Here is a 25,162-nt window from a genome sequence, read left to right on the forward strand (position 1 = left end):
TATCACAGTCAGTAAACCTGCCTCAACTCCTTTCTCTCTAAAGCGTTAAGCAGGTCGACTTCATTCCAGTTTATGAACCAAAAATTTTCAGTTGCATTATTGAAAAAGTCTTCAACTTGCTGTTTGGATGGCTTTGGAGTACTGCAGGTCTGATAGAAACGGTGAATCCACTTTGTCCGCTTTTTTCGATCAATGTATGGGCAGGAAACTGAGTCAAGAAATAAACAAGCTTGTTCTGCATCTGTCTGGATCGAGTCAAGATTCGCAAGACGGCGCTCTATGCTTGAAATGACATCGGATTGTATTGATGAGTATTCAGCTCTATTTTTTATATAGAACATGCATGTGACCAAGTCATAATATGAGTCTTTGCCTTGAAAGATTTTTGAAACCAATTCGGGTGGTAATAGATACCCATCACCCATGTCGCTAATTGCGAGGATGACGTTTAGGGCTTCAAGAAATATAAAGTTCTCTACATCTGATTCTACTGCCCCCAAATCTCCCTCAAGTAACTCAACCGCAAGCTCGTATGTTCTCTGTTTTACTGTGTTCTCATAAGGGCCTAAATGCATTTCGGAGAATCTGCAAAGCAAAATTACTGACGCGCACAATTTGTAGGATGCGCTAACGGATGGAGCGACGGAGTAGAAGAAAAAAATAAGCTCAAGAAATACAATTACTGCATCACGATATTTGTCTATTTCTCCTTCTTCCTGATCTATGGTGTCTATGTTGATTAGTCTTTTGACACGCTCAAAGAAAGCGGAAATTAAGTAAGAGGATACTTCGTCATATCCGACCTCGTTTGTCGAGCAAGTGGCCTTGATCGAGTCAATGAAACTGTGCACAAGTCGGTTTACTCGATGTATCTCTTTTGGAATGAATACGGAATTTCCATTTTTGCTTTCTAGAAATTTATCTGTAAACTCATTTACTTTTAAGTTTACCTCTCTGACTACTTTGGATTTTGCAGTGAAAAAGGGTCTTGAATAGGTGGAGGATTTTGATGAGTTTACATGGAGGTTGTAAGAGTTTAGGCAGTCTGCATATACTTCGTATACTTTTCGAGCGATTTTTTCTTCTTTAGCAAAAATAAAAACATCATCTACATATCTTTTAATCGAGTAGTGAACGCCAAGCTCGTAACGATATAAGTCGCCTGCGAGTCGTGTTTGTACCATTTGGTCAATGTCTTGAAATATAATTTCTGCAAAAATACGACTTATTTCTGGCCCGATTACAATTCCATTTGTTTCATTGTAGTTTGCTTTTTGCATTAATGCGTCAAAAGCTGAACCAAAAGTTGAGAGTCCAATTTTGGCTTTGACATACTGTTTTTCTTTGGTGGCCCAAGCCAATGAGTGCGTGTATATGCTATCGAAGCATTTAGATACATCAAGCGTTTTGAGTGAGGCAAAGTCTTTCTCTAAGGAAATGAATTCATTGGAGTTAAAGAATTTATAAAGTCGGTCGTGTCCTCGGTAAGAAAAAAACGAGGAGCTATGCTTGTGTCTTTTGTCTGAGCCGGTTTCCTCTACAGCGCCGCGTTTGTACTTGGAGACGTTTTCCCAGGAGTTTTTATAATAAAATACACTGGCTGTTCTTTGAGGGGCTCTTATGGAGTAGTTGCTTATTGAGCAGTAGTGGCAAATTAAAGATTCGTAAGTCTCATAGAATGTTCTCATTTCCCACTGTGAGATTGGATGAATTACAGACAGTCGTCTGTAGTCTAAAAGATTCTTTCTGATTTTGTACTGGTAAGGGATTGTGAAAAACTTTCTGCGTCCTTTTGCGAGTACAAGCCTTTGAAAAAGTTCGCTCAAGACCGAGTTTTTATCTGGTAGCGTTTTGCATATGGAATAAAAACCATCGTTTGAAAAAATCAGCGGTGTTTCGTAGGGGACGGTTTCAGTTACTAGGACTCTATTGTAGTCATTCTTTTTTATTGGTTTTGCATTTGAATTAAGCATAAGTCCAGCACTCCTGAATAAGCTTTAAGTTGTTGCGGGAGAAATACATAAAGGTTTTCTCGCGAAAGCCACGGCTAAAGCTAAATCTCAAGAGGCGACGTCGTTGTGCAACGGTGGTTTTACAAAAAAAATCATCGAATACTGTGCCGTATCCAGAAAGTATTGCTTTACGTATGTAGTTATCTAGTTTTATCAGTGCTTCTGATTTTTCTAAATCTATACGGTGGTAGTTGTAGTAAATGCCAGCGAGGCGTTTCCTTTCTCGATCTGCATCAAGAACGCTGAAGTTTGAGGTTAGAAATTTTAAGCGTGTCTCCAATAAATCGAAATCTCTAACCTTGCAATAGCTGATCATGGAGCGGGTTATTCTTGTTTTTATTTTGTTTACTTTGCTGCCTGCAATGTCTAAATGAACATCTCGGAATTGCGAACGCTCAGTTTTTATGGGTTCGCGTACTGTTAATTGATATCCAAGGAACTCAAAAGTCAGAACATCATTAGGTGCGGGGGAGGTGTGTTTAAAAGGTTTTATATCTTGAGTGGCGTGACAAATTATTGTTTTTTTATCGTTTAGCAGTAATCCCTTTGGGAGCAATTTTGAGACAGTATTTGTAAATTTTGATTCGTCTTCATTTCCACTCGAGATGATTATTATGTCATCTACATATCTTGAGTAAAAAAATACGCCGGGTTGATTGCGAATATCTTTGTCAAACTGAAGCATCATTACTTCTGATAGTGTTGCGCTTAAGGCGAGTCCGCGCGGCACCCCTAGACCACCACTGCTTTTATGGTGGGTCAGTAGGTCTTTAACCATTTTTTTGGTTGTTGGGCTTAATTTGCTGATTTTAGATATTGTGGAAATGACATCTTCGACTTGGAATGACTCATAAAAACTTTTAACGTCAAGTCGATATACTCGATATGATACGCCTTCGGATAAGATATTTTTTATGTTGGCTACTATCGAGTCGCGACTTGCATTTGGTAGTTTTGTGTTTCGTTGAATGTTCTTGTTGATTTTTCTAAGTATCAGTTCGTCGCTAAAATTTTTTATTCTATAGATGGTTTTCTTTTTAACCTTGGTGGTTAGTAGAAAGCCATAACCCTCAAATCCTAACCGTGCTCTTTCGAGGGCGTCAGCTATAATTTGCATTTTTATGGTTGGATTTCTTAGCCTAGGGGTCGTAAGAAAGTCACTTTTTCTAAGCGTTCGAGATATAGAAACTTGGTTGAAAGATTGATCGAACATGTTCTTTCCTTAGATTTTTGTCAGTCGACCCATTCGGTGTAGCGTAACATCCTCATCCTGAGCCGCTCAATACAGAAGGTGCTTTGCATTTTAATCATTCATTCGAGCTTCGCCTTAATAGTCAAGGGCTCAAACGGAGGCCGCAGCCCGCGCAGCGAGTAACGAGCGAGCAGGAACGGGCGATGTTTGAGGCGTAGCGAACCCTTTACTTTGATTGGATCGTATCCTAGGGCGAGGAGTGGGGAATGCTGTGTTCCCCACTCCCGAGCGTCTGGGGCGATCCCCAGGCAGGGGATGGCAACCCCAAAGTGGGGTTGCGGGTTTGCAAGGAGCAGAGCGACGCGCACGCAGTCCAGCGGCACGCTGGCCCACCATCGGAACGATGGGTAGTGGGTTACACATAGTGTTCAGTGCATGGGGTTGCGCGAGTCTTTGCTCCATTTGCATACTATGAAAACAATAACAAGAGCATCAGGAGATGCCGTGATGTTTAAATCAAACAATCTAATTCTATCAGAGCAACACCGAGCTACATTGGCAACAGCTAGCGCGACTTTCCCGGGAGAAAAGCTTCATCAAGTGGTAACTCGAACTCTGGCAGACCTTCCCAGTGACCGGGCTTTTGTGGACTTCTACGAATTTTCTCGAATAGATGTTCCTTCTGCTTTTGACTCGCTACTAAAACTTCAAAACACAGGTTTGGCATACAGGCATATCGAAAATGACGGAGAAGAGCTTCACGAAATTCTTAGAGTTGAGGCGACGCTTTTAGATGCCATCATACTTGCATTAGCACTGTTGCTTGATGTCATTTTGGGCATGCTTTCAGCTTGTTCGAGCGGTGGTAGTAAACCGCCGATCACGACTATTCCTTCGGCTACTTTAGTTCCCGAATACAAACCCTCTACGCCTATCCTGAAGCGAAAGCCGGAGAGCATCTGCTATGACGGGCCTTCTCTATGACTTTTGCAATCCTACGAGCTAGAAAGGTCAAGAGTTTTGGCGCATTGGCCCGCTCAGCGCGCCACACTTTCAGAGAGCAACCTACACCAAACGCAAACCCAGCCCAACTGCACCGGAACCGGACAGTTGGTGCCGTTGGAGTTGATCAGGTGCTAGAAGCCCTAAGAAGTCGACTACCAGACAAGAGGAGGAGTGATGCAGTGCTTTGCGTCGAATACTTGGTGACAGCCTCGCCCGAAGTCTTCAAGCGGCACGGAGGTTACTTGGATGATTTGGGCGGGGGCTATTTCGACGACGCGTTAAGATGGTTGAAACAACGTCATGGGGCGGAAAATGTGATTAGTTCGACTTTGCACCTAGACGAGTCGACGCCGCATCTGGTGGCATACGTTGTGCCAAGAACTAAAGACGGACGTTTATCATGCCGCGATTTCCTAGGCGGGCCCGCCAAGCTGCGTGAAATGCAAGACAGCTTCCACGCCGCTTGCGGTGTGAAACGCGGCCTGGAACGCGGAGTGAGGGGATCCAAGGCTAAACACGAGGACGTAGCGACTTTCTACGCTTCGCTGACGGCAGCGGGTGACACGCCGCAGTTGTGCCGCAAGGACTACGTGGCGGCGGCGCTCGGTATGAAAACGGAGGCTTGGCAACGAGCCGAAGGTGTAGCCAAAGCTAACGCCCTGCGCGGCGCGAATGAGGCTCGCACCAAAAAGGCCATCAGATCTAAGTTCAAAAACCTGAAAAAAATCGCAATAGAGCTGGACGAACAACATCAAATCGCCGCACACCGAGAAATCGAGCGCGCTAGTAGAGAGCTTGACCTAGAGCAGCGCTCGAGGAACCTTGTCGTTCGTGAAAATGAAATCCGTACAGCGGAGCATAAAGTATGGGTCTTGGAAGGGGAGAGAGACGCTTTACAGCGTAGGCTTGAGATGCTTGAAGCGAGGATAGACGCAGGGCTAAAGGCCCCGAGGCGAGGCCTTAAATATGATAGTCAATACACCTTAGGCTAATTCAGACTTTCTTCGGGGGGAACCCAGAAACCCCAAATAGGTGCTTTGTCGGTGTGCGCCGTTAAGATTGCAAGTTGGCTGCTATATTAGTCAATCCCGACAATTTTCCATTTTTCAACAGCGTACCGTTCGAGCTCATATAGCGCCATTTCACTCCAATCGCGTCCCCGGCGCAGGTTAATCATTGTCCAAAACAACTGCATGTTGCCACTATCTAAACGTTCGACTCCTGCAAGGCTCACAAGCCGACGCTCGCCAGTGCGGTACCAAGAAATATAAGCTTGTGCAAACCATTCTGAGCTGCTTCCCCCGTTGTTGATCATGCTCCTGATTTTCTCGATGTTTTTTTCAAATTCAGTCATGGTACGTTCTTCCATTACGCGCGATCTGCGCAAGAGCCACCAATCTGACGGGAAATCGACGCTTTAAGGAGGGGGCGATTTTGTGAGAAAAACAAAAAACTCCCCCCTGTACCTCCCTTTACTTTCTTTACGGGGGGACGTGGATATTCTGTATTTTGGCTTTTTCTTGGATAACTAAGTACAACTGTAATCCCAGATGGGGCTATGCCCTTACGATTTTGTAGGTGCTATCGTTTAGAAAGTCCGTTCCCCCTATTCGGATGCCTATTACTTTCTTTTTAGGTTCTCCATAACTGGACTGTGTTTCTTCCTTTATGAGCTTTATTTGCGCATTAGAGGTGAATAGTTCGGCGTTTTTGAGCATGTTTAGGTATCCATCGGTATTCCTCCAGATATTGTCCCTGACGTACTGAAGTATGCTGCCGTGAGGGGCTGATACGTTTTGTAAATTTAGTTTATTTATTTTTTTGAAGATTGTATTTAGCCCATATACCCCGAAGGGCTGATATTGTCTGATGCCCAGAGCTTTTAACGCCGCTTGAACTCGATCCTTGTTTCGTAGGGACGCGAGATCTCTTTTTTCTCTTTCATTGTCCATTGTGCGCTCTGAGTTAGATTTGTAGTTGGTTTTTTCTTTTGATATGCCTTTTGTGATGTATTTGTATAGATACGTAGCGGCGCTTGCACTACCACTGCCTACTTTGCCATGAACAATGGTTGCTGCTGTTTTTTCGGGAAATTTTTCTCGAATGGCTGTAGATAAGCTATCGAGGGAGTTGATATTTACAAAAACTAATAGGTGCCAATGTAGGCTCCCATCCTTGTGCGGCTCTACCGTGCGGAAACCGAAGTAGTGCTCGGGGCCCGCACTTATGCCTCGCTCGTTAAGTATGGATCTTATCTGAACCCATTGACGTTTTAAGTAATCGTGGCTTCCTCTGATGCCAACGTCAGGGTCGTAGGATCTCCGGCCTTTCAATGGGTTTGGGTGGAATTTTGAAGGGGCAGTGAGTGTAATAAAAAGCCATTTGAAGCCGCGTTCCATTGCCAGTTTTTCTAGGCTTTTGACCATAAAGTAAAGTTCGCTTATGCGGTTTTTTTCATTCGCCTGCGCTATTTTAAGTAAGCTTTCCTCCTTGTTTGTTATCGTATTGACTACCTTGTATCTGGATAATTTTTCGTCATTATCCTTTCTTTTGTTTTGCTCTCGGATAAGAGTGTCATCTGAGCAGTAGTTTTGCAGGGGGGCTTTTCCCTCTTTTTCCTTTCCGCCGATAATCGCATTTTTAGCTTCATGGTTCAGGCGCTCTTCATTTGCTTTTTTTTCAAGGGCGCGCCTCCAGAACTTTTTACATGATAATCGCTTGTATATGGCGGATTCGATGCTCGACTCAACAGTGATTCCATATACGTGCGTATTCACAATAAACTTCGAGCCCGTGAGGGCAGGCTGTGGATTTGCTTGGTTGCTGAAGTGTCGCGCAAGAGTTGACGCGAGATATAGAACGTATTCTCTCGAAAGATGACGGGCATTGGGAAGGCTGGAGACGTCGAGCAGCAGTGGCTCGACTTGGTGTGAAATGTACTTTGGGTTTTGCATGTCTGAAACCGTTTTGGTGGAAACGGAATCAGGATGTTTTGTTTGTAGAAATATTTGCGGGAGGGAAAATCAGGTATTTTCTTAAAATCTTCCCCCTTGACTAATCCCTAAAAAGATCCAGCTGCTCGGGAAAAGCTGGTATTTTGAAGTGCATAAAGGTATTAGGGTAATCTCTAGCCCATACGGCATTTGCTTTTTTAATAACATCTTTAAATTCTTTCCTGAAGTTTTTTCTTTTTTCTTCAGGCTGGTCGGCATCGAGAAAATCTGTGTGTTCAAAATAGGCCGAAACGACTTTCGTGAAACGACTAGTATCAGAGGCTGAGGGGATGATGTTGTGATTATTGCAGTTCCCACACATGTATATTACTGCGTCAAGAGTTGGATCTATTTTTTCATGCGCGACAGGAGCTTTATTTTCCAACCAGTCCTGGGCCGCACCGATTAATAGATCTATCATTTCTGTGTCGACGCTCCAGTATGCATGCTGATTAAGCACGGGCTTTCGCCATTCAGCAACAGAGTCATCGAAAAGGTATGCAAGGTTAATCTGGTCGTATTCTGGGACGTCCAATATTCCATGACCGCTTGTTAAACCATCGACGCATTTCGATAGTGATATTTGATCCTCGTTCTCCATGGAATGCCAAAGCTTTCGGGCTTTTCGCAGCGATTCCAAATACCTCCTTGCAGTATCGATTCGCTCGGTTACGTTCAGCCCCCGAATTAGCTTTTTACGCCTGGCTTCCGTTTCAATTGCACTTTGATGAGCAATTACCCACGCGAGGTCTTCAGGCTGCGGAATATCACCCCAGGCGGTGAAAAGCTTTAGGAGTGCCTCATATAGCGTTTTATTATAAATTCTTGTTATTTCTACTGAATTAGGCATATTGAGTCTGAAGTTCATATTCAGTGCACGAGGATAACAGCGTTTGCTGCACACCATGTGCACACATACCGAGATAAGTCATTGAAAATTATGAAATAGCTTATCGATCCATCATCGGTGCGACGGAAAAGCGGCGGGAGAGTGGGGCGGGTGTGGCGATGGATGCGGACATTGGGGATCTGGAATCGGTGAGGCTGGGAGGTGGGGGAGTTTAACAGGAATGGGGGGTGGGGGCTTTGACTCGTCGAGAAGCGGCCATTCGCGAGCTATTGGTGAATCGGGCGCTGGAACAAGCCCATTCCTGAACCAACGCTGTCACCCCACCAGATTTCATAATCCCCATCAGTCTCCCGACCTAGGATGAACACACAAGCCCAACCCCCACGCCTCGCACCCCAGGAACTACAAAAATGACCTCAACCCTCCTCAAGATCGCCCTGATCAGTGGTGCTGTCCTGCTGAGCGCCTGCTCCGGTGCAGGCACCCATCACGATTATTCCTACGACAACGTGCAACCCAGCGGATTCGGCCCAGGCCCTACCAACAGTAACCCCAACAAAATGAACTTCCACGGCAGTGCGCTCGGCAGCAGTTACGGCGAGTACGGTTCAGGTTTGTTGCATGGCGATTGATCAATGACGCCAACGGTGGAGTGAGTTCACCGTTGGGGTTTGTTTAAGCAGGGGTGTTACTTGGGCACTGCAATCCATTCGCCCAGAATTTTCTGGTAGCCACCCGTGACCTTGGCAAGGTGCAGCCACTGGTCCACATACAACTTCCAGGTCATGTCATCCCGCGGTAGCAGGTACGCCTTCTCGCCGTACTGCATGTATTGCGTCGGGTTCACCGCGCACAGTCCCGGTTTCAGCTTCTGTTGATACAGCGCTTCCGAAGCGTCGGTGATCATCACGTCTGCCTTGTTTTCCAGCAGTTGCTCGAAGATGGTCACGTTGTCGTGCAGCGCCAATTGCGCCTTGGGCAGGAAGGCGTGGACGAACGCTTCGTTGGTGCCGCCCGCGGGTTCGACCAGGCGTACGGTGGGTTGGTTGATCTGGTCGATGGTCTGGTATTTGGACTGGTCTTCGCAGCGCACCAGCGGGATTTTGCCGTCGACGTCGAGGGTGGTGCTGAAGAAGGCTTTTTTCTGCCGCTCCAGAGTGACTGAGATGCCGCCCATGGCGATGTCGCATTTGCCGGCGAGCATGTCGGGCATCAGGGTTTTCCAAGTGGTGGGCACCCACTGGACCTTGGCGCCGAGGGTGTCGGCCAGTGAGCGGGCCATGGCGATGTCGATGCCGGAGTATTCGCCGTCTTCGGCCTTGAGGGTGTAGGGCTTGTAGTCGCCGGTGGTGCAGACGCGCAACTGGCCTTGCTGGAGCACGCTGTCCAGATGGCTTGCGCCGTCCTGTGCCTGGGCGCCCATGGAGAGGGCGAGCAGGCCACCGAGCAGAAGGGGGCTTTTGAGCTTGTTCATTGTTATCGGGCTTTTGTGATCTGTGGTTTGGACGGGGGAGTGTAGTTAAACAACTTCCCGACCGTCATCACGCAAGCCGGATTACAAGGCGTTACTGGCGCTTGGTAGTCTTCTCTGACGACGCCACCGTGCCGCTCCCACAGTTAATGTAGGAAGAAGACTTCAGCCAGCGCTGGTCGGGGTAGTAGGAGAACAGCAGCTGCCCATCTTTCATCGAGTCGATCAGCTTGTGCGCGATTGCCGGGCGGACGGCCGGGCAGCCGAGGCTTCTGCCAATGCGGCCGTTGGCGCGGGCCAGCACCGGGCTGACGTACGGTGCGCCATGGATGACGATGGCCCGGTCGAAGGCGTTATCGTTGAAGCCCGGTTCCAGGCCTTCCATGCGCAGGGAGTAGCCGTTCTGGCCGCGATAGCTTTCCTGGGTGCGGAACAGGCCGAGGCTGGTGGCGAAGCTTTCGTTCTGGTTGGAGAACTGGGTGGCCATGTTTTCGCCGCTGTTGCGGCCATGGGCGACGAGTTCGTGGAACAGCAGTTTGCGTTTTTTCAGATCGAACACCCACAAGCGTTGTTCGGTCGAGGGCAGGGAGTAATCAATCACTGCTAGTCTTTGCGGCGCAGCGGCGCCTTGGGCGCGAGAGCATTGTGTTGCGTGGACGGCCAGGGCGATGACCTTGGCATTGGCATTCGGGGCGGCTTTGGCCAGCGCGTTTTCAAGCGATTCGGCGTAGGCTGTGGTGAGGAAGGCCGACGTCAACAGCAGCGCTGTGAGTTGCAAGCCAAAGCGATGTAGCGCCATATGTAAATCTCATCAGGAATATGTCGAGTCTAGCAGCGGTTTCAACGCTAGCTTTTTGATTTGTGGGAGATTAGGGATTATCCATGGTGCAATTAACAAGGTTATTCGTCATAAGCCGCGGTTTGTTTATGGTCTTTCTGATCAGCGGCACTGCACTCGGCGAAACTTCGCCGATCGTGCCGCCATCTCCGCAGACGACTGAATTGTCCGCCGCCCCCGACGATGTCGTCGGCCAGGGCATCCAGGCCATGCTCGAACCCTTGGAATCGGCGTTTCCACCCCTGATCACCTCCCGCAAGCATCAACGGGCGGACATCAACCGCGTTGTTCTCGACTTTTACGCCCATCGTAATTATCGCGCCGCCTGGACCGATGGTCGTGACGTCAATCAGCTGCTCAAGGGTTTGAACGGCATGGAGGCCGACGGCTTGAACCCTGCGGATTTTCGTGGAACCGAGATCGCCGAGGCTCAAGTGCTGCTGCAGGCCAATGCGCCAACCCCGGCGCAGTCGGCGGCATTCGATATCGCCCTGACCCGCACCTACATCACCGCCTTGCTGCAATTGCGGCGCGGCAAGGTTGACCCCTCGCGGCTGGATTTTCACTGGAACTTCGACCCGGTCGGCGTCGATCCCCGAGAGGATGTGAACAGCTTCTTTGCTGCCCTCGATGAACACGAAGTAGCCCGCGCGTTCGCTCAGGCGCCGCCGCAGGAGTCTGTGTATGGCGACATGCGTGAAGCCCTGGCGCGCTTGCGTCAGGTGCGCGATGCCGGTGGCTGGCCGAAGGTCGCCGAGGGGCAGTCGCTCAAACCGGGCATGGACGGGCCGGCCGTTGCGCAATTGCGCGCGCGTCTGGTGGCCGGCAGTTATCTGGAGCCGCACGCGAGCAAGCACAACGGTTACGACGACAAGGTCATCGCGGCGGTGAAGAAGTATCAAACCGAGCAGTACCTGGGCGCCGATGGCGTGGCCGGGGCGACGACCCTGGCGGCGTTGAACGTGCCTGTCGAGGCACGGATCGATCAGGTCCGGGTCAACCTGGAGCGCGCCCGGTGGTTGCTGTACAAGCTGCGCGGCACCTTTGTGGTGGTGGATATCGCCGGTTACAAGGTGGTCCTGTATCGCGACGGTCAGCCGGTCTGGCGTTCCAGGGTGCAGGTGGGCAAGCCGATCCGCAGCACTCCGGTGTTTCAGTCCGAGATTACCTACATCACGTTCAACCCGACCTGGACCGTGCCGCCGACGATTCTGACCAAGGATATGCTGCCCAAGATCCAGCAGAACCCGGATTACCTGGCGGCCAATCGGATCCGTGTGCTGGATCGGGCGGGCAATGTGCTCGATCCGTCGACCGTCGACTGGTACAACGCCCGTGGCCTGACGTTGCGCCAGGATGCCGGCCCGGAAAACTCGTTGGGGCGGGTGGTGATTCGCTTCCCCAACGACTATGCGATTTACCTGCACGACACGCCCCATCGCGAGCTGTTCGCCAAGTCCATGCGAGCCACCAGTTCCGGTTGTATCCGGGTGGAAAACCCGCTGCAACTGGTGGAGTTACTGTTCAACGACCCGGTGCGCTGGAACAGCGAGGGCATTCAGAAACAGCTGGCCAACGGTCGAACCGAAAACATCAAGCTCCCGGTCCGGGTGCCCGTGTTGTTGGCGTATTGGACGGTGGATATGAGCAACGAGGGGCGGGTGGCGTTTAAACCGGATGTTTACGGTTACGACATGCCGGTGCTGCAGCAGTTGAACAAGCCGTCGAAGTTACCCGCGTTGGAATTGCCGGGTGGCGAAGTGACCATGGTGGTTACCGGGCAACAGCAGCAGTAGTTGGCAAACGGTATGTGTTTCGGGTGTGTTACAGGTCCCGCAAGCCGGCCGACCAGCTGTCAAAACGGATCCAAATGATCGTCTAGAGTTCTGGTAGCTCTGCCGAGCCCGGCAGAACGCCCCTACGTACGGACGATCGCCAATATGTTGATAACTCAAGCATTGACAGCCGTTGCTCTGACCGTTGCCGCTTCCGCCATTTTTCCGCTTTCCGCCCAGGCTCAATCGAAACTCACATCGGAAGAAGCCCACGCCATTGGCGTGGATGCCTATGTGTATTTCTATCCGTTGTTGACCATGGATATCACCCGCAAACAGTTCACCAACATCGAACCGGGCAAGGAATTCGGGAAGGGCCCGATGAATATGTTCGTGAGCGTGCCGGAGTATCCGCCGGCGAGTTTCAAGGGTGTGGTGCGCTCGAACTTCGACACCTTGTATTCCATTGCCTGGCTGGATTTGACCAAGGAACCGCTGGTGATTGCCGCACCGGACACGGCCGGGCGTTTCTACCTGCTGCCGATGCTCGACATGTGGAGCGACGTGTTCGCTTCGCCGGGCTGGCGCACCACGGGGACTGAGGCTTCGCAGTTTCTGGTAACGCCGCCGGGCTGGGTTGGCAAGGTGCCCGCCGGGATGCAGCAACTGCCGGCGCCGACGCCTTACGTCTGGATCATCGGTCGCACCAAAACCGATGGCGCCGCGGATTATGCGGCGGTGCACAAGATCCAGGCCGGCTACACGGTGACGCCGTTGTCGCGGCTGGGTAAAGAAGCCGAACCGGTGAGCGTGCGGATCGACTCGACGGTGGACATGAAGACACCGCCGAAGATCCAGGTCGACACCATGTCGGCTGCCAACTACTTCGCTTATGCCGCCGAGTTGCTCAAGTTGCATCCGGCCCATGCGACCGATCAACCGATGCTGGCTCAGATGAAGCGCCTGGGCATCGAGCCCGGCAAATCATTCAACATGGACGCGCTGGATCCCGAGATCAAAGCCGCTCTGGAATCCGCGCCGAAAGACGCGCAGGCGTTGATGAACTGGAAAGTGGAAACCCTGGCGCGGGTGGTCAACGGCTGGTCGATGAACACCGATACCATGGGGGTTTACGGCAACTACTACCTCAAGCGCGCGATCGTCGCGCAGCTCGGGCTGGGTGCCAATCTGCCCGAAGACGCGATTTATCCGTTGAACCTGGGCGACGCCAACGGCAAGCCCCTGGATGGCGCGAACAAATACGTGCTGCATTTCGACAAGGGCGAAGCGCCGCCAGTAAACGCGTTCTGGTCGGTCACGCTGTATGACTCCGAAGGTTTCCAGGTCGCCAACGACCTCAATCGTTTTGCGGTCAGCAGCTGGATGCCGTTCAAGAACAATGCCGATGGATCGCTCGACATCTACTTCCAGAATGAAAGCCCGGGCAAGGATCTGGAGGCGAACTGGCTGCCGGCGCCCAAGGGGCCGTTCAACCTGACCATGCGTTTATACGGACCGAAGGCCGAAGCGCTGACCGGCAAGTGGAACCCGCCACCGGTCAAGCAAATGTAATGACCGGCCAGTAAAGGTGGCCGACGAGGGCTCAGTATTGGCTGCCTTTATTCGTAAAACTGCCTGTCCCGCCACCGGCGCCGCCTGTCCCACCGCCGGCCGAGCCGGTACCGCCGCCAGCGCCGGAACCTGAACCCGTGCGGCTGGCGCTGCCACTGGAGGAGCCGGTCGCGCCACCGTCACCGGCGTTGCCACCTGAGGGCGATGCGGGGGTGTTGTCGGGCGGCATGACCGGGCCACCGGTTGCGCCGGACTTGGGACGGGGCGCATCGGTAGCGTCATTGGATGCGGCGAAGGCGGCCAGTGAGGTGGCGGACAGCAAGCCGGCGAGTAGCAGTGAAGTGATTTTGATGTTCATCAGCGACCTCTCCAGAAAGTGAGTAGATACCTGACGTTGGTGTGGGTGGCGGGGTGATTGGTGCCGGATGGGTGACGAATGGTGCAAAACACACCGCAGAACCCCTGTGGGCGTTAAAGCGAACCTGATTTCGCGGATGTCACCATTCAATTGTAGGAGGAGCCTGCTCGCGAAAAATTATCCAGACAGCCCGCGTCATCGTTGACGTCCATCGCGAGCAGGCTCGCTCCTACAGGGGCTTGGCGTTTCAGCGAGTACTGTATCCCGCCAGTTTCTCCTCCAGATGCTGTCGCACCTGCGGCCATTCCTCATCAATGATGCTGAACCGCACCGAATTGCGCTTGCGCCCGTCCGGCATGATGCGTTCGTGGCGCACGATGCCTTCCTGCTGTGCGCCGAGGCGCAGAATGGCTTTGCGCGATGCCTGATTGTTTTCGTCGGTGGTGAATTGCACCCGCACGCAGTCCAGTTCCTCGAAGGCATGGCGCAGCAGCAGGTACTTGGCTTCGGTATTGACGAAGGTTTTCTGCCAGCGTGTCGAGATCCAGCTGCTGCCGATTTCCAGCTTGCGATTGAGCCGGTCGATTTTCCACAGGCGGGTTGAGCCGATCACTTCGCCGCTGTCCTTCAGCACAATCGCGAAGGGTTGAACCGTCCCGGCCTCGCGGCCATCGAGGGCTTTTTTCAGATAGGCGTCGACGGTGGTGGAAGAGGGCACGACAGTGACTGTCAGGTTCCACAGTTCACCATCGGCGGCGGCCTGAACCAGGGCGTCGGCGTCGGCATATTGCAGTGGGCGCAGGCTTATTCGCTGGCCCTCCAAAGAGGCGTCTGTCATCTGAGTCTTTCTCGGCAGGCGAATCGGGCGTGGGGTGTCTATTACGCCGTACCTGTGCCGGCCGACGCAACCACGCAGCGGCAGCGCGGTCACAGAATAGGCAACCAGGCAAAGGGATCGGTGGCCATGAAAAAGCTGAAAATCGCGACCTTCAACGTTAACGGCATGCGCGCACGGCTGCCGAACCTGCTGGCGTGGCTTGAGCGTGAGAAACCGGATATTGCCTGCTTGCAGGAGCTCAAGTCGGTTGACAGTGCGTTTCCTGCCGCGGAGCTTGAAGCGATCGGCTATGGCGCGATCTGGCAGGGACAGGCGTCGTGGAACGGCGTGGCGATTTTGGCGCGCGACGCACAGCCGCTGGAGAGCCGGCGAGGCTTGCCGGGGGATGACAGCGACAATCACAGTCGCTACATGGAGGCGGCGGTGCATGGCGTGCTGGTCGGTTGCCTGTATCTGCCCAATGGCAACCCGCAACCCGGGCCGAAATTCGACTACAAGCTGGCGTGGTTCGAGCGGCTTATCCGCCATGCGCAAACGCTGCAAGGTAGCGAGCATCCGGTGGTGCTGGCCGGTGACTACAACGTGGTACCCACCGACCTGGATATCTACAACCCGCGCTCGTGGCTCAAGGATGCGTTGCTGCAACCGCAGAGTCGTGAGTGTTATCAGCGCCTGCTGGACCAGGGTTGGACCGATGCCCTGCGGCATGTCTACCCGGATGAGCGGATCTACACCTTCTGGGATTATTTCCGCCAGCACTGGCAAAAGAACTCTGGGTTGCGTATCGATCATCTGCTGCTCAATCCGGTGTCGAGTCCTTACTTGCAGGACGCGGGCGTCGATGCCTGGGTGCGCAACGAGCCCCATGCCAGCGATCACGCGCCGACCTGGATTCAGTTGGGATCGCGTAAACACCGTTAAGGTCTGTTGCCTGGCGATTGGCTAAATCAATTGTCAGCGACATCGCTTCATCCTTTATACATAGCGCCCACTGGCGGAAAGATCCGCGACCCGCGTGTACAAGGACTGAACGATGAGCGAGCCACGCCTGAGCAACCCCGCGCTATATCTGCAACGCCTGGGTTTCGATGCGCCCCCGGCGCCGACCCTGGAAACCCTGCGTCAACTGCAATTGCGCCACACCGGCGTTTTCCCGTTCGAGAACCTCACCACGTTGTCGGGCGAGCCGGTGCTGATCGACTTGCCTTCAATCGAGCGCAAGGTCCTGCATGGAGCGCGCGGAGGGTACTGCTACGAACTCAACAATCTGTACCTGGCATTGCTTCAGGAGCTGGGTTTCGATGCGCGGGGCATCAGCGGGCGCGTGGTCATCGGCCAGCCTGAAGGCGCCTGGCCCGCTCGCACCCATCGCTTGAGCCTGGTGATCGTGGATGGCAAGCGCTACATCAGCGATGTCGGCTTCGGTGGCATGGTTCCCACTGCACCGCTGTTGCTTGATAGCCGCGAGGAACAATCAACACCCCATGAACCCTATCGCATCGAGCAACACGCCGACGGGTATACGCTGCGCGCCAAGGTCGGGAACGAGTGGCGGCAGATGTACATCTTCGACCTGCAACGCCAGGAAGACATCGATTACACCCTCGGCAACTGGTATGTCTCGACCCATCCCGACTCGTCCTTCGCCAAACAACTGATGGTGGCGCGGACCGGGGAGGGTTGGCGGCGTACGCTGAACAACGGCAGTTTCGCGATCCATCGCCTGGGTCAGGAGAGTGAGCGTCGGGAGCTGGCCGATGTTTCGGAACTGATTGCCGTGCTGGAGAGTGAATTCGGCATTCGGGTGCCGGATCATGCGAAATTGATCAGCACCCTCGAAAGCTTGGTGGAGCCGCACTAGCGTTCGATCGTGCATACAAAAAAGGGGCAGATTGAATCAATCCGCCCCTTTTTTGTGCCCGGTCTATGGCTGAGCCTCAGGTTCCATGACGCGATGAATTTCCCTGAGTGCTTCCGAAAGTTTTTTCTCCAGAGCTTTCAACTCGGAGGTCGTGACGTTGCGCTTGAGATGCCCGGCAGCTTCGGGCTTTGCCTTTTGCGGAGCTGCCAACAGGGCCCGGCGCAGGGTGTTGTTGATGGCGGTCTGGTAACCGTATCCCTCGCTTTCCGCCAGCGCGCGAGCCGCCTCGATGACGACATCGTCGAGCATGATGGTGATGCGGGTTTTGCCTTTGCTGGAAGCAACCGCTCCGCGCTTGGCGTTGCTGAAGTCATATTCGTCTTTCATCGGTCAGGCCTCTTGATACTGGCGGCGCTCGTTTTTACTGGCGAGGCGCGCGGAAATGACTCTTACGAAATTCGGATCACGATATGTGTACGCAACCACCAGCAGACGACCCTTGCCATCAAGCCCCATGGTGATCCAGCGCTGCTCATCATGGTGATCGTCCTGAAAGGTGAGAGCGCGTTCGTCATGAAACACCGGTTCCGTTTCGGCCAGGCTGATGCCGCGGTGCTTGAGTTTGTTCGCCGCGTTCTTCGCCTTGTGATACTGAATTTCGAATGACTTCATTATGCATACTTTATATGTATATGAAAGAGGGTGACCGTGACCGATGGTCGCCGCGAATTCCAAAGACTAGCGGGCGCAGGAGAATGGGACGGGGGGATGTATTTCAAGGTTTGAGGCGTACTGGCATACAGTCTGCATGACTGACCGTTCATAACTTGACGAGTAAGTTGTATACAACTCTATAGACTTTTGTCTCTGATCTTGAATACAGTGTGCGCATAACAAAAACCAGGGAACCCCCTAACATGAAAACGCCCCATGTTTCACACCAACGGCCCGAAGACGAAAATCTTGGGATCGGCGCGAATATGGCTTACGGCCTGCAACATGTTCTGACCATGTACGGTGGCATCGTCGCGGTGCCTTTGATCATTGGTCAGGCTGCCGGGCTGTCGCCGGCGGACATCGGTTTGTTGATTGCTGCTTCATTGTTTGCGGGGGGGCTGGCCACGTTGCTGCAAACCCTGGGTCTGCCGTTTTTCGGGTGTCAGTTGCCGCTGGTACAGGGCGTGTCGTTCTCTGGCGTTGCGACCATGGTGGCGATTGTCAGCACGGGAGGTGAGGGTGGCTTCCAGGCGATTCTCGGGGCGGTGATTGCGGCGTCCCTGATAGGCCTGCTGATTACGCCGGTGTTCTCCAGAATCACCAAGTTCTTTCCACCGCTGGTCACGGGCATCGTGATCACCACCATCGGTTTGACGTTGATGCCGGTGGCCGCGCGCTGGGCCATGGGTGGCAACAGCCATTCACCGGAATTCGGCAGCATGGCCAACATCGGCCTGGCCGCGCTGACTTTGGTGCTGGTGCTGTTCTTGAGCAAGATCGGCAGCGCGAGCATCTCCCGCCTGTCGATCCTGCTGGCCATGGTCATCGGTACGATCATCGCGGTGTTCCTCGGCATGGCGGACTTCTCGTCCGTCACCGAGGGCCCGATGTTCGGTTTCCCCACGCCGTTCCATTTCGGCCTGCCGACCTTCCACTTCGCGGCCATCCTGTCGATGTGCATCGTGGTGATGGTGACGCTGGTGGAAACCTCGGCGGACATCCTGGCGGTCGGTGAAATCATCGACACCAAGGTCGACTCCAAGCGCCTGGGCAACGGCCTGCGTGCGGACATGCTGTCGAGCATGATCGCGCCGATCTTCGGCTCCTTCACCCAAAGCGCCTTTGCCCAGAACGTCGGGCTGGTGGCGGTAACGGGGGTCAAGAGTCGTTATGTGGTGGCCACCGGCGGTCTGTTCCTGGTGATCCTCGGCCTGCTGCCATTCATGGGTCGGGTCATCGCCGCCGTGCCGACCTCCGTGCTCGGTGGTGCCGGGATCGTACTGTTCGGCACCGTGGCGGCCAGCGGTATCCGCACGTTGTCCAAGGTCGACTATCGCAACAACGTCAACCTGATCATCGTTGCCACCTCTATCGGCTTCGGCATGATCCCGATTGCCGCGCCGAACTTCTACGAACACTTCCCGAGCTGGTTCGCCACGATCTTCCACTCGGGCATCAGCTCCTCGGCGATCATGGCGATCGTCTTGAACCTGACCTTCAACCACCTGACTGCCGGTAACTCCGATCAACAATCGGTGTTTGCGGCGGGGACCGAGCGGGTTATTCGTTATCAGGATCTGGCGGCGTTGCGCGAAGGGGATTACTTCAGCGACGGCAAGCTGCATGACTGCGACGGCAAGGAGATTCCGGTGCTGGAATCGGCGCATGGCGCGGTAGAGCCGCGACCGGTGCTGGCGAAAAGCAGTGAGCATGTCTGACATGCGCGGGTGAAAAAGGCCGATCTGTCGCGAGACAGGTCGGCCTTTTTTATGGATCGAAAGATCCCGGCATTTATGCAGGGCCACAAAAAAGCCCCTGAATCTTTCGATTCAGGGGCTTTTCGGTCTTGCTATCTGGCTCCACGACCTGGACTCGAACCAGGGACCCAGTGATTAACAGTCACTTGCTCTACCAACTGAGCTATCGCGGAATGGCGCCTATGTTACTGATTCAAAAAGAGAAGTCAAGCGTCTGATAACAAAATGGCGGACGCCACGAGACGGACGGTGGTTTAAAGGTGCCCGAAGCGGCCTAACCGCCGAAGGTGATAGTGCCGAGCATCAGTTTGGCGTAAAGCGCGGTGGCGCCCAGCTGCACCAGCCACAGGACCAGGCCGCCGAGAAATACGCCGGTGGCGATTTGCAGCACAAGGTTATTGCCGCGCTTGGCTTGGTGGCGGGGGGTGAAGACGTCCAGATCATCCAGGTCGTCGCGGTCGGCGCGCAGGTTGTCGTTTTTCATGTCGGTTCTCTTCGGAAATCTCGGGTGTACACAAAACCTGTAGGAGCGAGCCTGCTCGCGATGGCAATGTCCAATTCAATACATCTTTGACTGAACTGCCGCCTTCGCGAGCAGGCTCGCTCCCACATTTGATCTGTGTGCAGTTTAGAGGCCCCGGTCAGGCCATCGGGAAATATCTGCCACAAATAAAAAACGGGAAGCCATCTGGCTTCCCGTTTTTCGGATCAGGCTGCGGTTCAGATGACCTGAACGATGGCATCCGTCACAGTCTTGATGTTGCTCTGGTTCAACGCAGCCACGCAGATGCGGCCGGTGTCCAGGGCGTAGATGCCGAACTCGTTGCGCAGGCGGTGAACCTGTTCAACGCTCAGGCCGGAGTAGGAGAACATGCCGCACTGACGACCGACGAAGCTGAAATCGCGCTGCGGAGCGTTTTGCGCCAGCAGATCGACCATCTGGGTACGCATGCCTTTAATGCGCAGGCGCATTTCGGCCAGTTCCGCTTCCCACTGGGCGCGCAGTTCCGGGCTGTTGAGCACGGCGGCCACGATGGTTGCACCGTGGGTTGGCGGGTTGGAGTAGTTGGTGCGGATCACGCGTTTGACTTGCGACAGTACGCGCGCGCTTTCTTCTTTCGATTCGCTGACGATCGACAGGGCGCCAACGCGCTCGCCGTACAGCGAGAAGGATTTGGAGAACGAACTGGAAACGAAGAAGGTCAGCCCCGATTCTGCGAACAGGCGCACGGCGGCGGCGTCTTCGTCGATGCCATCGCCAAAGCCCTGGTAGGCCATGTCGAGGAACGGTACGTGACCTTTGGCTTTCACGGTTTCCAGAACGTTTTTCCAGTCCGCCGGGCTCAGGTCCACGCCGGTCGGGTTGTGGCAGCAGGCGTGCAGCACGATGATCGAGCCGTTTGGCAGCGCGTTCAGGTCTTCGAGCATGCCGGCACGGTTCACATCGTGAGTCGCGGCGTCGTAGTAGCGGTAGTTCTGCACCGGGAAGCCGGCGGTTTCGAACAGGGCGCGGTGGTTTTCCCAGCTCGGGTCGCTGATCGCCACGACGGCGTTCGGCAGCAGTTGCTTGAGGAAGTCGGCACCGATTTTCAGTGCGCCGGTACCGCCGACGGCCTGGGTGGTGATGACCCGGCCAGCAGCGAGCAGTGGCGAATCATTGCCGAACAGCAGTTTTTGCACGGCCTGGTCGTAGGCGGCGATGCCGTCAATTGGCAGGTAGCCACGGGAAGCGTGTTGAGCGGCGCGAATCGTCTCGGCTTCGACAACGGCGCGCAGGAGTGGAATTCGCCCCTCCTCGTTGCAGTAAACACCAACCCCCAGGTTGACTTTGTCAGTACGGGTATCGGCGTTGAATGCTTCGTTGAGGCCCAGGATTGGATCGCGTGGTGCCATTTCGACAGCGGAGAACAGGCTCATTTTTGCGGCAGCTCTAAATGGAGAGTGGAGGGACGTGTGGCGCTCCAGCCGAATGCACTAGAGCGGTGCACAAACGGGGAGCTAGTATAGAGGCCATCTGCGATTGATGGCGACAGAGGATTTGGCTTTTACGGCAAGTTTTTCCGAATATTTATCGACCGTTAGTCGATTGGCGTAATCAAAGTCTTCACAGGATGTAGGACGTTTGCCTTGAAAGCGCTGGCAATCGGCTCCACATTCAGCACAATCCAGTTTTTTCCTCGGGCGCGTAAGTCGTTTGCGGCCTTTCCCGTTCCTGCCGGTTTGACTGCGTGGGGGCGATCGCCGCTTCCAGCACAGAGAGATACTTCATGTCTGAATTCCAGCTAGTCACCCGTTTCGCCCCCGCCGGCGACCAGCCGGAAGCCATCCGCCTGATGGTCGAGGGCATCGAGGCGGGACTCGCGCACCAGACGTTGCTCGGTGTGACCGGCTCGGGCAAGACCTTCAGTATCGCCAACGTGATCGCCCAGGTGCAGCGTCCGACCCTGGTACTGGCGCCGAACAAGACCCTGGCAGCGCAGTTGTATGGCGAGTTCAAGACGTTTTTCCCGAACAACGCCGTCGAGTATTTCGTTTCCTACTACGACTACTACCAGCCGGAAGCCTACGTCCCGTCCTCGGACACCTTCATCGAGAAAGATGCCTCGATCAACGATCACATCGAGCAGATGCGCCTGTCCGCCACCAAGGCACTGCTGGAACGCAAGGACGCCATCATCGTTACTACGGTGTCCTGCATTTATGGTCTGGGAAGCCCGGAAACCTACCTGAAGATGGTGTTGCACGTGGATCGCGGCGACAAGCTCGATCAACGCGCTCTGCTGCGTCGCCTCGCCGATTTGCAATACACCCGCAACGACATGGATTTCGCCCGTGCGACCTTCCGCGTTCGTGGCGATGTGATCGATATTCATCCGGCGGAATCGGACTTTGAAGCGATCCGCATCGAACTGTTCGATGACGAAGTGGAAAGCCTGTCGGCGTTCGATCCACTGACCGGCGAGGTGCTGCGCAAGTTGCCGCGCTTCACCTTTTATCCAAAAAGCCACTACGTGACGCCGCGGGAAACCTTGCTCGAAGCGGTAGAGGGCATCAAGGTCGAACTGCAGGAGCGCCTGGAATACCTGCGGACCAACAACAAACTGGTGGAAGCCCAGCGTCTGGAGCAGCGCACCCGTTTTGACCTGGAGATGATCCTCGAACTGGGTTATTGCAACGGCATCGAAAACTACTCGCGCTATCTGTCCGGGCGGCCGGCCGGTGCTGCGCCGCCGACGCTCTACGATTATCTGCCCGCCGACGCCTTGCTGGTGATCGACGAGTCCCACGTCAGCGTGCCGCAGGTCGGCGCCATGTATAAGGGCGACCGCTCACGCAAGGAGACGCTGGTGGAATACGGTTTCCGTCTGCCTTCGGCGCTGGACAACCGGCCGATGCGCTTCGATGAGTGGGAAGGGGTGAGCCCGCAGACGATTTTCGTCTCGGCGACGCCGGGCAACTATGAGGCCGAGCACGCCGGTCGTGTCATTGACATGGTGGTGCGCCCGACCGGGCTGGTGGACCCACAAATCGAGGTCCGTCCGGCGCTGACCCAGGTCGATGACTTGCTGTCGGAAATCACCAAGCGCGTCGCGGTCGAGGAGCGGGTGCTGGTCACCACGCTGACCAAGCGCATGGCCGAAGACTTGACCGATTACCTGGCTGACCACGGCGTGCGGGTGCGTTACCTGCACTCGGACATCGACACCGTGGAGCGCGTCGAGATCATCCGCGACTTGCGCCTGGGCACCTTCGATGTGCTGGTGGGGATCAACCTGCTGCGTGAAGGCCTGGACATGCCGGAAGTGTCGCTGGTGGCCATCCTCGATGCCGACAAGGAAGGCTTCCTGCGTTCCGAGCGCTCGCTGATCCAGACCATCGGCCGTGCCGCGCGTAACCTCAATGGTCGGGCGATTCTGTATGCCGATCGGATTACCGGGTCGATGGAACGGGCGATTGGTGAAACCGAGCGGCGGCGCGACAAGCAGATCGCCTTCAACCTGGCCAACGGCATCGTTCCTAAAGGGGTGACCAAGGACGTGGCCGACATCATGGAAGGCGCCACCGTGCCGGGTTCGCGCAGCAAGAAGCGCAAGGGCATGGCCAAGGCCGCCGAGGAAAACGCCCGTTATGAAGCCGAGTTGCGCTCGCCAGGCGAGATCGCCAAGCGGATCAAGGCGCTGGAAGAGAAGATGTATCAGCTGGCGCGGGATCTGGAATTCGAGGCGGCGGCGCAGATGCGCGACGAGATTACCAAGTTGCGCGAGCGGTTGATCGAGGTTTGAGATTTGCGAGGTCTGTGCGGGCCTCATCGCGAGCAGGCTCGCTCCCACAGTGTTTTGCGTCGTTCACAAACATTGTGTCCGGCGCTGTACCTGTAGGAGCGAGCCTGCTCGCGATGGGGGCGCCTCGGTACTAATGTGCTTCCCCAGCCTTCAACCCCGCCGGCAGTTTTTTGGTCAACAACACCGCCAACATGCTGATCCCCAGCGCAATCCCGACAAAATGAAACGCATCGTTGTAGGCCATGATCGATGCCTGCTGATGCGCAATTTCACTGAGTTTGGCCAACGCCGCTGTCTCATTGCCCAGTGTGCCGGTCAGTGACGCGAGGCGTTCGGCCACCTGCGGATTGCTCGGCACAATCGATTCGCGCAAGTAATCGAAGTAAGTCTTGGTTCGCGCATCCAGCAGCGTGGCGAGCAGGGCGATGCCGATGGCGCCACCCAGGTTGCGCAGAATGTTGAACAGGCTCGACGCTGACCCTGCATCCTTCGGCAGGATGTACGAAGTGGCGATCAACGAGATGGTGACCATGATCAGCGGCTGCCCGAGCGCGCGGATGATCTGGATCTGATTGAACTGCGGCCCGGCAAAGTCCGGGTTCAACACCCCCGACGAAAAACTCGCCAAGCCGAACAGGCCGAAACCCACGGTGCACAGCCATTTCGGCGAGACAACCTTCATCAACTTGGGCACCAGCGGAATCAGAAACAGCTGGGGCACGCCCATCCACATGATCACTTCACCGATCTGCAGGGCGTTGTAGTTCTGGATCTGCGCCAGGTACAGCGGCAACAGATAGATGGAGCCGTACAGGCCGACCCCCATCCCGACGCTGGAAATACTCGACAGGCCGAAATTGCGATTGCCCAGGATGCCGAGGTTGATCAACGGATTGGGCTTGGAAAACTGCACGATCACAAAGGTGATCAGGCTGATCAGGGCGATGCTGCCCAGCGTCACGATCAGGTCCGATTCGAGCCAGTCCTTGCGATGACCTTCCTCCAGAAACACCTGCAGGCAGCCCAGGCCAACGCCCAGGGTGACGATGCCGGCGTAGTCGGTGCTTTTGAGCAATTCCCAGTGCGCTTCTTTCTTTTCCAGACCGTACATCAGCCCGGCGATCATGATCAGGCCGGGCGGAATGTTGATGTAGAAAATGTATTCCCAGCCCCAGTTTTCCGTCAGCCAGCCGCCGAGGGTCGGGCCGATGGAGGGGGCGAAGGTGGCGGTCATGGCGAACATCGCCATGCCCTTGGCGCGGTGATGTTCGGGCAGTTTGATCAGGGTCAGGGTGAACGCCAGCGGGATCAGCGCGCCGCCGGTAAAGCCTTGTAGCGCGCGGAAGACGATCATGCTTTCCAGGCTCCAGGCCATGGAGCACAGCAGCGAAGCGACGAGAAAACCGAGGGACACCCACACCGCCAGGCGCCGCGCCGACAGCAACTGCACCAGCCAGGCCGTCAGCGGGATCATGATGATTTCCGCCACCAGGTAGGAGGTGGAAATCCACGAGCCTTCCTCCAGGGTCGCCGACAGCGCGCCCTGAATGTCCTTGAGCGATGAGTTGGTGATCTGGATGTCGAGCACGGCCATGAAGGCGCCGAGCATCACGCTCATCACCGCGATCCAGTCCCGCCGG

Annotated in this window: 23 protein-coding genes and 1 tRNA gene; 9 read left to right on the top strand and 15 right to left on the bottom strand. The window is 54.6% G+C overall.

Going from position 1 to position 25,162, the window contains the following annotated elements; all coding sequences use genetic code 11:
- Positions 1-8 precede the first annotated feature (8 nt).
- Together drt3b and drt3a are read right to left on the bottom strand one after the other, a co-directional pair.
- Complete coding sequence (gene drt3b / locus DKY63_RS29165; RefSeq protein WP_204354271.1) at positions 9-1,973, bottom strand: antiviral reverse transcriptase Drt3b; 1,965 nt, start codon at positions 1,971-1,973, stop codon at positions 9-11.
- Complete coding sequence (gene drt3a / locus DKY63_RS29170) at positions 1,966-3,225, bottom strand: antiviral reverse transcriptase Drt3a (protein WP_110967296.1); 1,260 nt, start codon at positions 3,223-3,225, stop codon at positions 1,966-1,968. Before drt3a ends, drt3b begins: the two co-directional genes overlap by 8 nt.
- A 486-nt stretch (positions 3,226-3,711) precedes the next feature.
- On the opposite strand from drt3a, the gene DKY63_RS32240 reads away from it, so the two are divergent.
- Positions 3,712-4,188 carry a hypothetical protein gene (locus DKY63_RS32240; RefSeq protein WP_162634934.1) on the top strand — a complete coding sequence of 159 codons (477 nt, stop codon included), beginning with the start codon at positions 3,712-3,714 and terminating at the stop codon, positions 4,186-4,188.
- Entirely contained in the window at positions 4,185-5,201 is a 1,017-nt protein-coding gene (gene mobV, locus DKY63_RS29175) for a MobV family relaxase (RefSeq protein WP_110967297.1), read from the top strand. Before DKY63_RS32240 ends, mobV begins: the two co-directional genes overlap by 4 nt.
- Positions 5,202-5,287: 86 nt before the next feature.
- Here the strand turns inward: mobV and DKY63_RS29180 are convergent, their stop codons facing one another.
- From DKY63_RS29180 to DKY63_RS29190, 3 genes are all read right to left on the bottom strand, one after another.
- Entirely contained in the window at positions 5,288-5,563 is a 276-nt protein-coding gene (locus DKY63_RS29180; RefSeq protein ID WP_110967298.1) for a hypothetical protein, read from the bottom strand.
- A gap of 202 nt (positions 5,564-5,765) precedes the next feature.
- Complete coding sequence (locus tag DKY63_RS29185) at positions 5,766-7,163, bottom strand: replication endonuclease (protein ID WP_110967299.1); 1,398 nt, start codon at positions 7,161-7,163, stop codon at positions 5,766-5,768.
- A 100-nt stretch (positions 7,164-7,263) separates the two neighbouring features.
- Positions 7,264-8,070: a hypothetical protein gene (locus tag DKY63_RS29190; protein WP_110967300.1), complete on the bottom strand. Its 807-nt coding sequence runs from the start codon at positions 8,068-8,070 to the stop codon at positions 7,264-7,266.
- Positions 8,071-8,462: 392 nt separating this feature from the next.
- On the opposite strand from DKY63_RS29190, the gene DKY63_RS29195 reads away from it, so the two are divergent.
- Positions 8,463-8,684 carry a hypothetical protein gene (locus DKY63_RS29195; RefSeq protein WP_110967301.1) on the top strand — a complete coding sequence of 74 codons (222 nt, stop codon included), beginning with the start codon at positions 8,463-8,465 and terminating at the stop codon, positions 8,682-8,684.
- A 56-nt stretch (positions 8,685-8,740) separates the two neighbouring features.
- On the opposite strand, the gene DKY63_RS29200 is transcribed toward DKY63_RS29195, so the two are convergent.
- Positions 8,741-9,526, bottom strand: a complete 786-nt coding sequence (locus tag DKY63_RS29200; protein ID WP_110967302.1) for a transporter substrate-binding domain-containing protein — start codon at positions 9,524-9,526, stop codon at positions 8,741-8,743.
- 91 nt (positions 9,527-9,617) lie between these two features.
- Positions 9,618-10,322, bottom strand: a complete 705-nt coding sequence (locus DKY63_RS29205; protein ID WP_110967303.1) for a murein L,D-transpeptidase catalytic domain family protein — start codon at positions 10,320-10,322, stop codon at positions 9,618-9,620.
- An 83-nt stretch (positions 10,323-10,405) separates the two neighbouring features.
- Here DKY63_RS29205 and DKY63_RS29210 point away from each other — a divergent pair, with 83 nt between their 5' ends.
- Both DKY63_RS29210 and DKY63_RS29215 read left to right on the top strand, forming a co-directional pair.
- Positions 10,406-12,157, top strand: coding sequence for a L,D-transpeptidase family protein (locus DKY63_RS29210; protein WP_110967304.1), 1,752 nt, complete (start codon positions 10,406-10,408; stop codon positions 12,155-12,157).
- A 144-nt stretch (positions 12,158-12,301) separates the two neighbouring features.
- Positions 12,302-13,708: a DUF1254 domain-containing protein gene (locus tag DKY63_RS29215; RefSeq protein ID WP_110967305.1), complete on the top strand. Its 1,407-nt coding sequence runs from the start codon at positions 12,302-12,304 to the stop codon at positions 13,706-13,708.
- Positions 13,709-13,739: 31 nt separating this feature from the next.
- Here the strand turns inward: DKY63_RS29215 and DKY63_RS29220 are convergent, their stop codons facing one another.
- Both DKY63_RS29220 and DKY63_RS29225 read right to left on the bottom strand, forming a co-directional pair.
- Positions 13,740-14,069: a hypothetical protein gene (locus DKY63_RS29220; protein WP_110968011.1), complete on the bottom strand. Its 330-nt coding sequence runs from the start codon at positions 14,067-14,069 to the stop codon at positions 13,740-13,742.
- A 244-nt stretch (positions 14,070-14,313) separates the two neighbouring features.
- Positions 14,314-14,904: a GNAT family N-acetyltransferase gene (locus tag DKY63_RS29225; protein WP_110967306.1), complete on the bottom strand. Its 591-nt coding sequence runs from the start codon at positions 14,902-14,904 to the stop codon at positions 14,314-14,316.
- 126 nt (positions 14,905-15,030) lie between these two features.
- Between DKY63_RS29225 and DKY63_RS29230 the strand changes: the two genes are divergently transcribed.
- Positions 15,031-15,825 carry an exodeoxyribonuclease III gene (locus DKY63_RS29230; RefSeq protein ID WP_110967307.1) on the top strand — a complete coding sequence of 265 codons (795 nt, stop codon included), beginning with the start codon at positions 15,031-15,033 and terminating at the stop codon, positions 15,823-15,825.
- A 112-nt stretch (positions 15,826-15,937) separates the two neighbouring features.
- Positions 15,938-16,765 (top strand): arylamine N-acetyltransferase family protein, encoded by an 828-nt coding sequence (locus DKY63_RS29235; protein ID WP_110967308.1) that lies wholly within the window; start codon positions 15,938-15,940, stop codon positions 16,763-16,765.
- Positions 16,766-16,828: 63 nt separating this feature from the next.
- Here DKY63_RS29235 and DKY63_RS29240 read toward each other — a convergent pair whose 3' ends face one another.
- Together DKY63_RS29240 and DKY63_RS29245 are read right to left on the bottom strand one after the other, a co-directional pair.
- Complete coding sequence (locus tag DKY63_RS29240; RefSeq protein ID WP_110967309.1) at positions 16,829-17,152, bottom strand: BrnA antitoxin family protein; 324 nt, start codon at positions 17,150-17,152, stop codon at positions 16,829-16,831.
- 3 nt (positions 17,153-17,155) lie between these two features.
- Positions 17,156-17,437: a BrnT family toxin gene (locus DKY63_RS29245; protein WP_110967310.1), complete on the bottom strand. Its 282-nt coding sequence runs from the start codon at positions 17,435-17,437 to the stop codon at positions 17,156-17,158.
- A 245-nt stretch (positions 17,438-17,682) separates the two neighbouring features.
- Here DKY63_RS29245 and DKY63_RS29250 point away from each other — a divergent pair, with 245 nt between their 5' ends.
- Positions 17,683-19,200, top strand: coding sequence for a nucleobase:cation symporter-2 family protein (locus DKY63_RS29250; protein WP_110967311.1), 1,518 nt, complete (start codon positions 17,683-17,685; stop codon positions 19,198-19,200).
- 136 nt (positions 19,201-19,336) lie between these two features.
- Here the strand turns inward: DKY63_RS29250 and DKY63_RS29255 are convergent.
- The 3 genes from DKY63_RS29255 to DKY63_RS29265 all read right to left on the bottom strand — a co-directional run bounded on the left by DKY63_RS29255 (position 19,337) and on the right by DKY63_RS29265 (position 21,156).
- A tRNA-Asn gene (locus tag DKY63_RS29255) sits at positions 19,337-19,412 on the bottom strand.
- A 101-nt stretch (positions 19,413-19,513) separates the two neighbouring features.
- Positions 19,514-19,723 carry a hypothetical protein gene (locus DKY63_RS29260; RefSeq protein WP_110967312.1) on the bottom strand — a complete coding sequence of 70 codons (210 nt, stop codon included), beginning with the start codon at positions 19,721-19,723 and terminating at the stop codon, positions 19,514-19,516.
- A gap of 236 nt (positions 19,724-19,959) precedes the next feature.
- Positions 19,960-21,156 carry an amino acid aminotransferase gene (locus tag DKY63_RS29265; protein ID WP_110967313.1) on the bottom strand — a complete coding sequence of 399 codons (1,197 nt, stop codon included), beginning with the start codon at positions 21,154-21,156 and terminating at the stop codon, positions 19,960-19,962.
- A 350-nt stretch (positions 21,157-21,506) separates the two neighbouring features.
- On the opposite strand from DKY63_RS29265, the gene uvrB reads away from it, so the two are divergent.
- The gene (gene uvrB / locus DKY63_RS29270) at positions 21,507-23,522 is read left to right on the top strand and encodes an excinuclease ABC subunit UvrB (protein ID WP_110967314.1); all 2,016 of its coding nucleotides are present in this window, start codon (positions 21,507-21,509) and stop codon (positions 23,520-23,522) included.
- A gap of 130 nt (positions 23,523-23,652) precedes the next feature.
- Here the strand turns inward: uvrB and DKY63_RS29275 are convergent, their stop codons facing one another.
- Complete coding sequence (locus DKY63_RS29275) at positions 23,653-25,143, bottom strand: MDR family MFS transporter (protein WP_204354377.1); 1,491 nt, start codon at positions 25,141-25,143, stop codon at positions 23,653-23,655.
- Positions 25,144-25,162: the final 19 nt, after the last annotated feature.

Origin of the sequence: Pseudomonas putida, assembly GCF_003228315.1 — a bacterium.
Classification (GTDB): Bacteria; Pseudomonadota; Gammaproteobacteria; order Pseudomonadales; family Pseudomonadaceae; genus Aquipseudomonas; species Aquipseudomonas putida_S.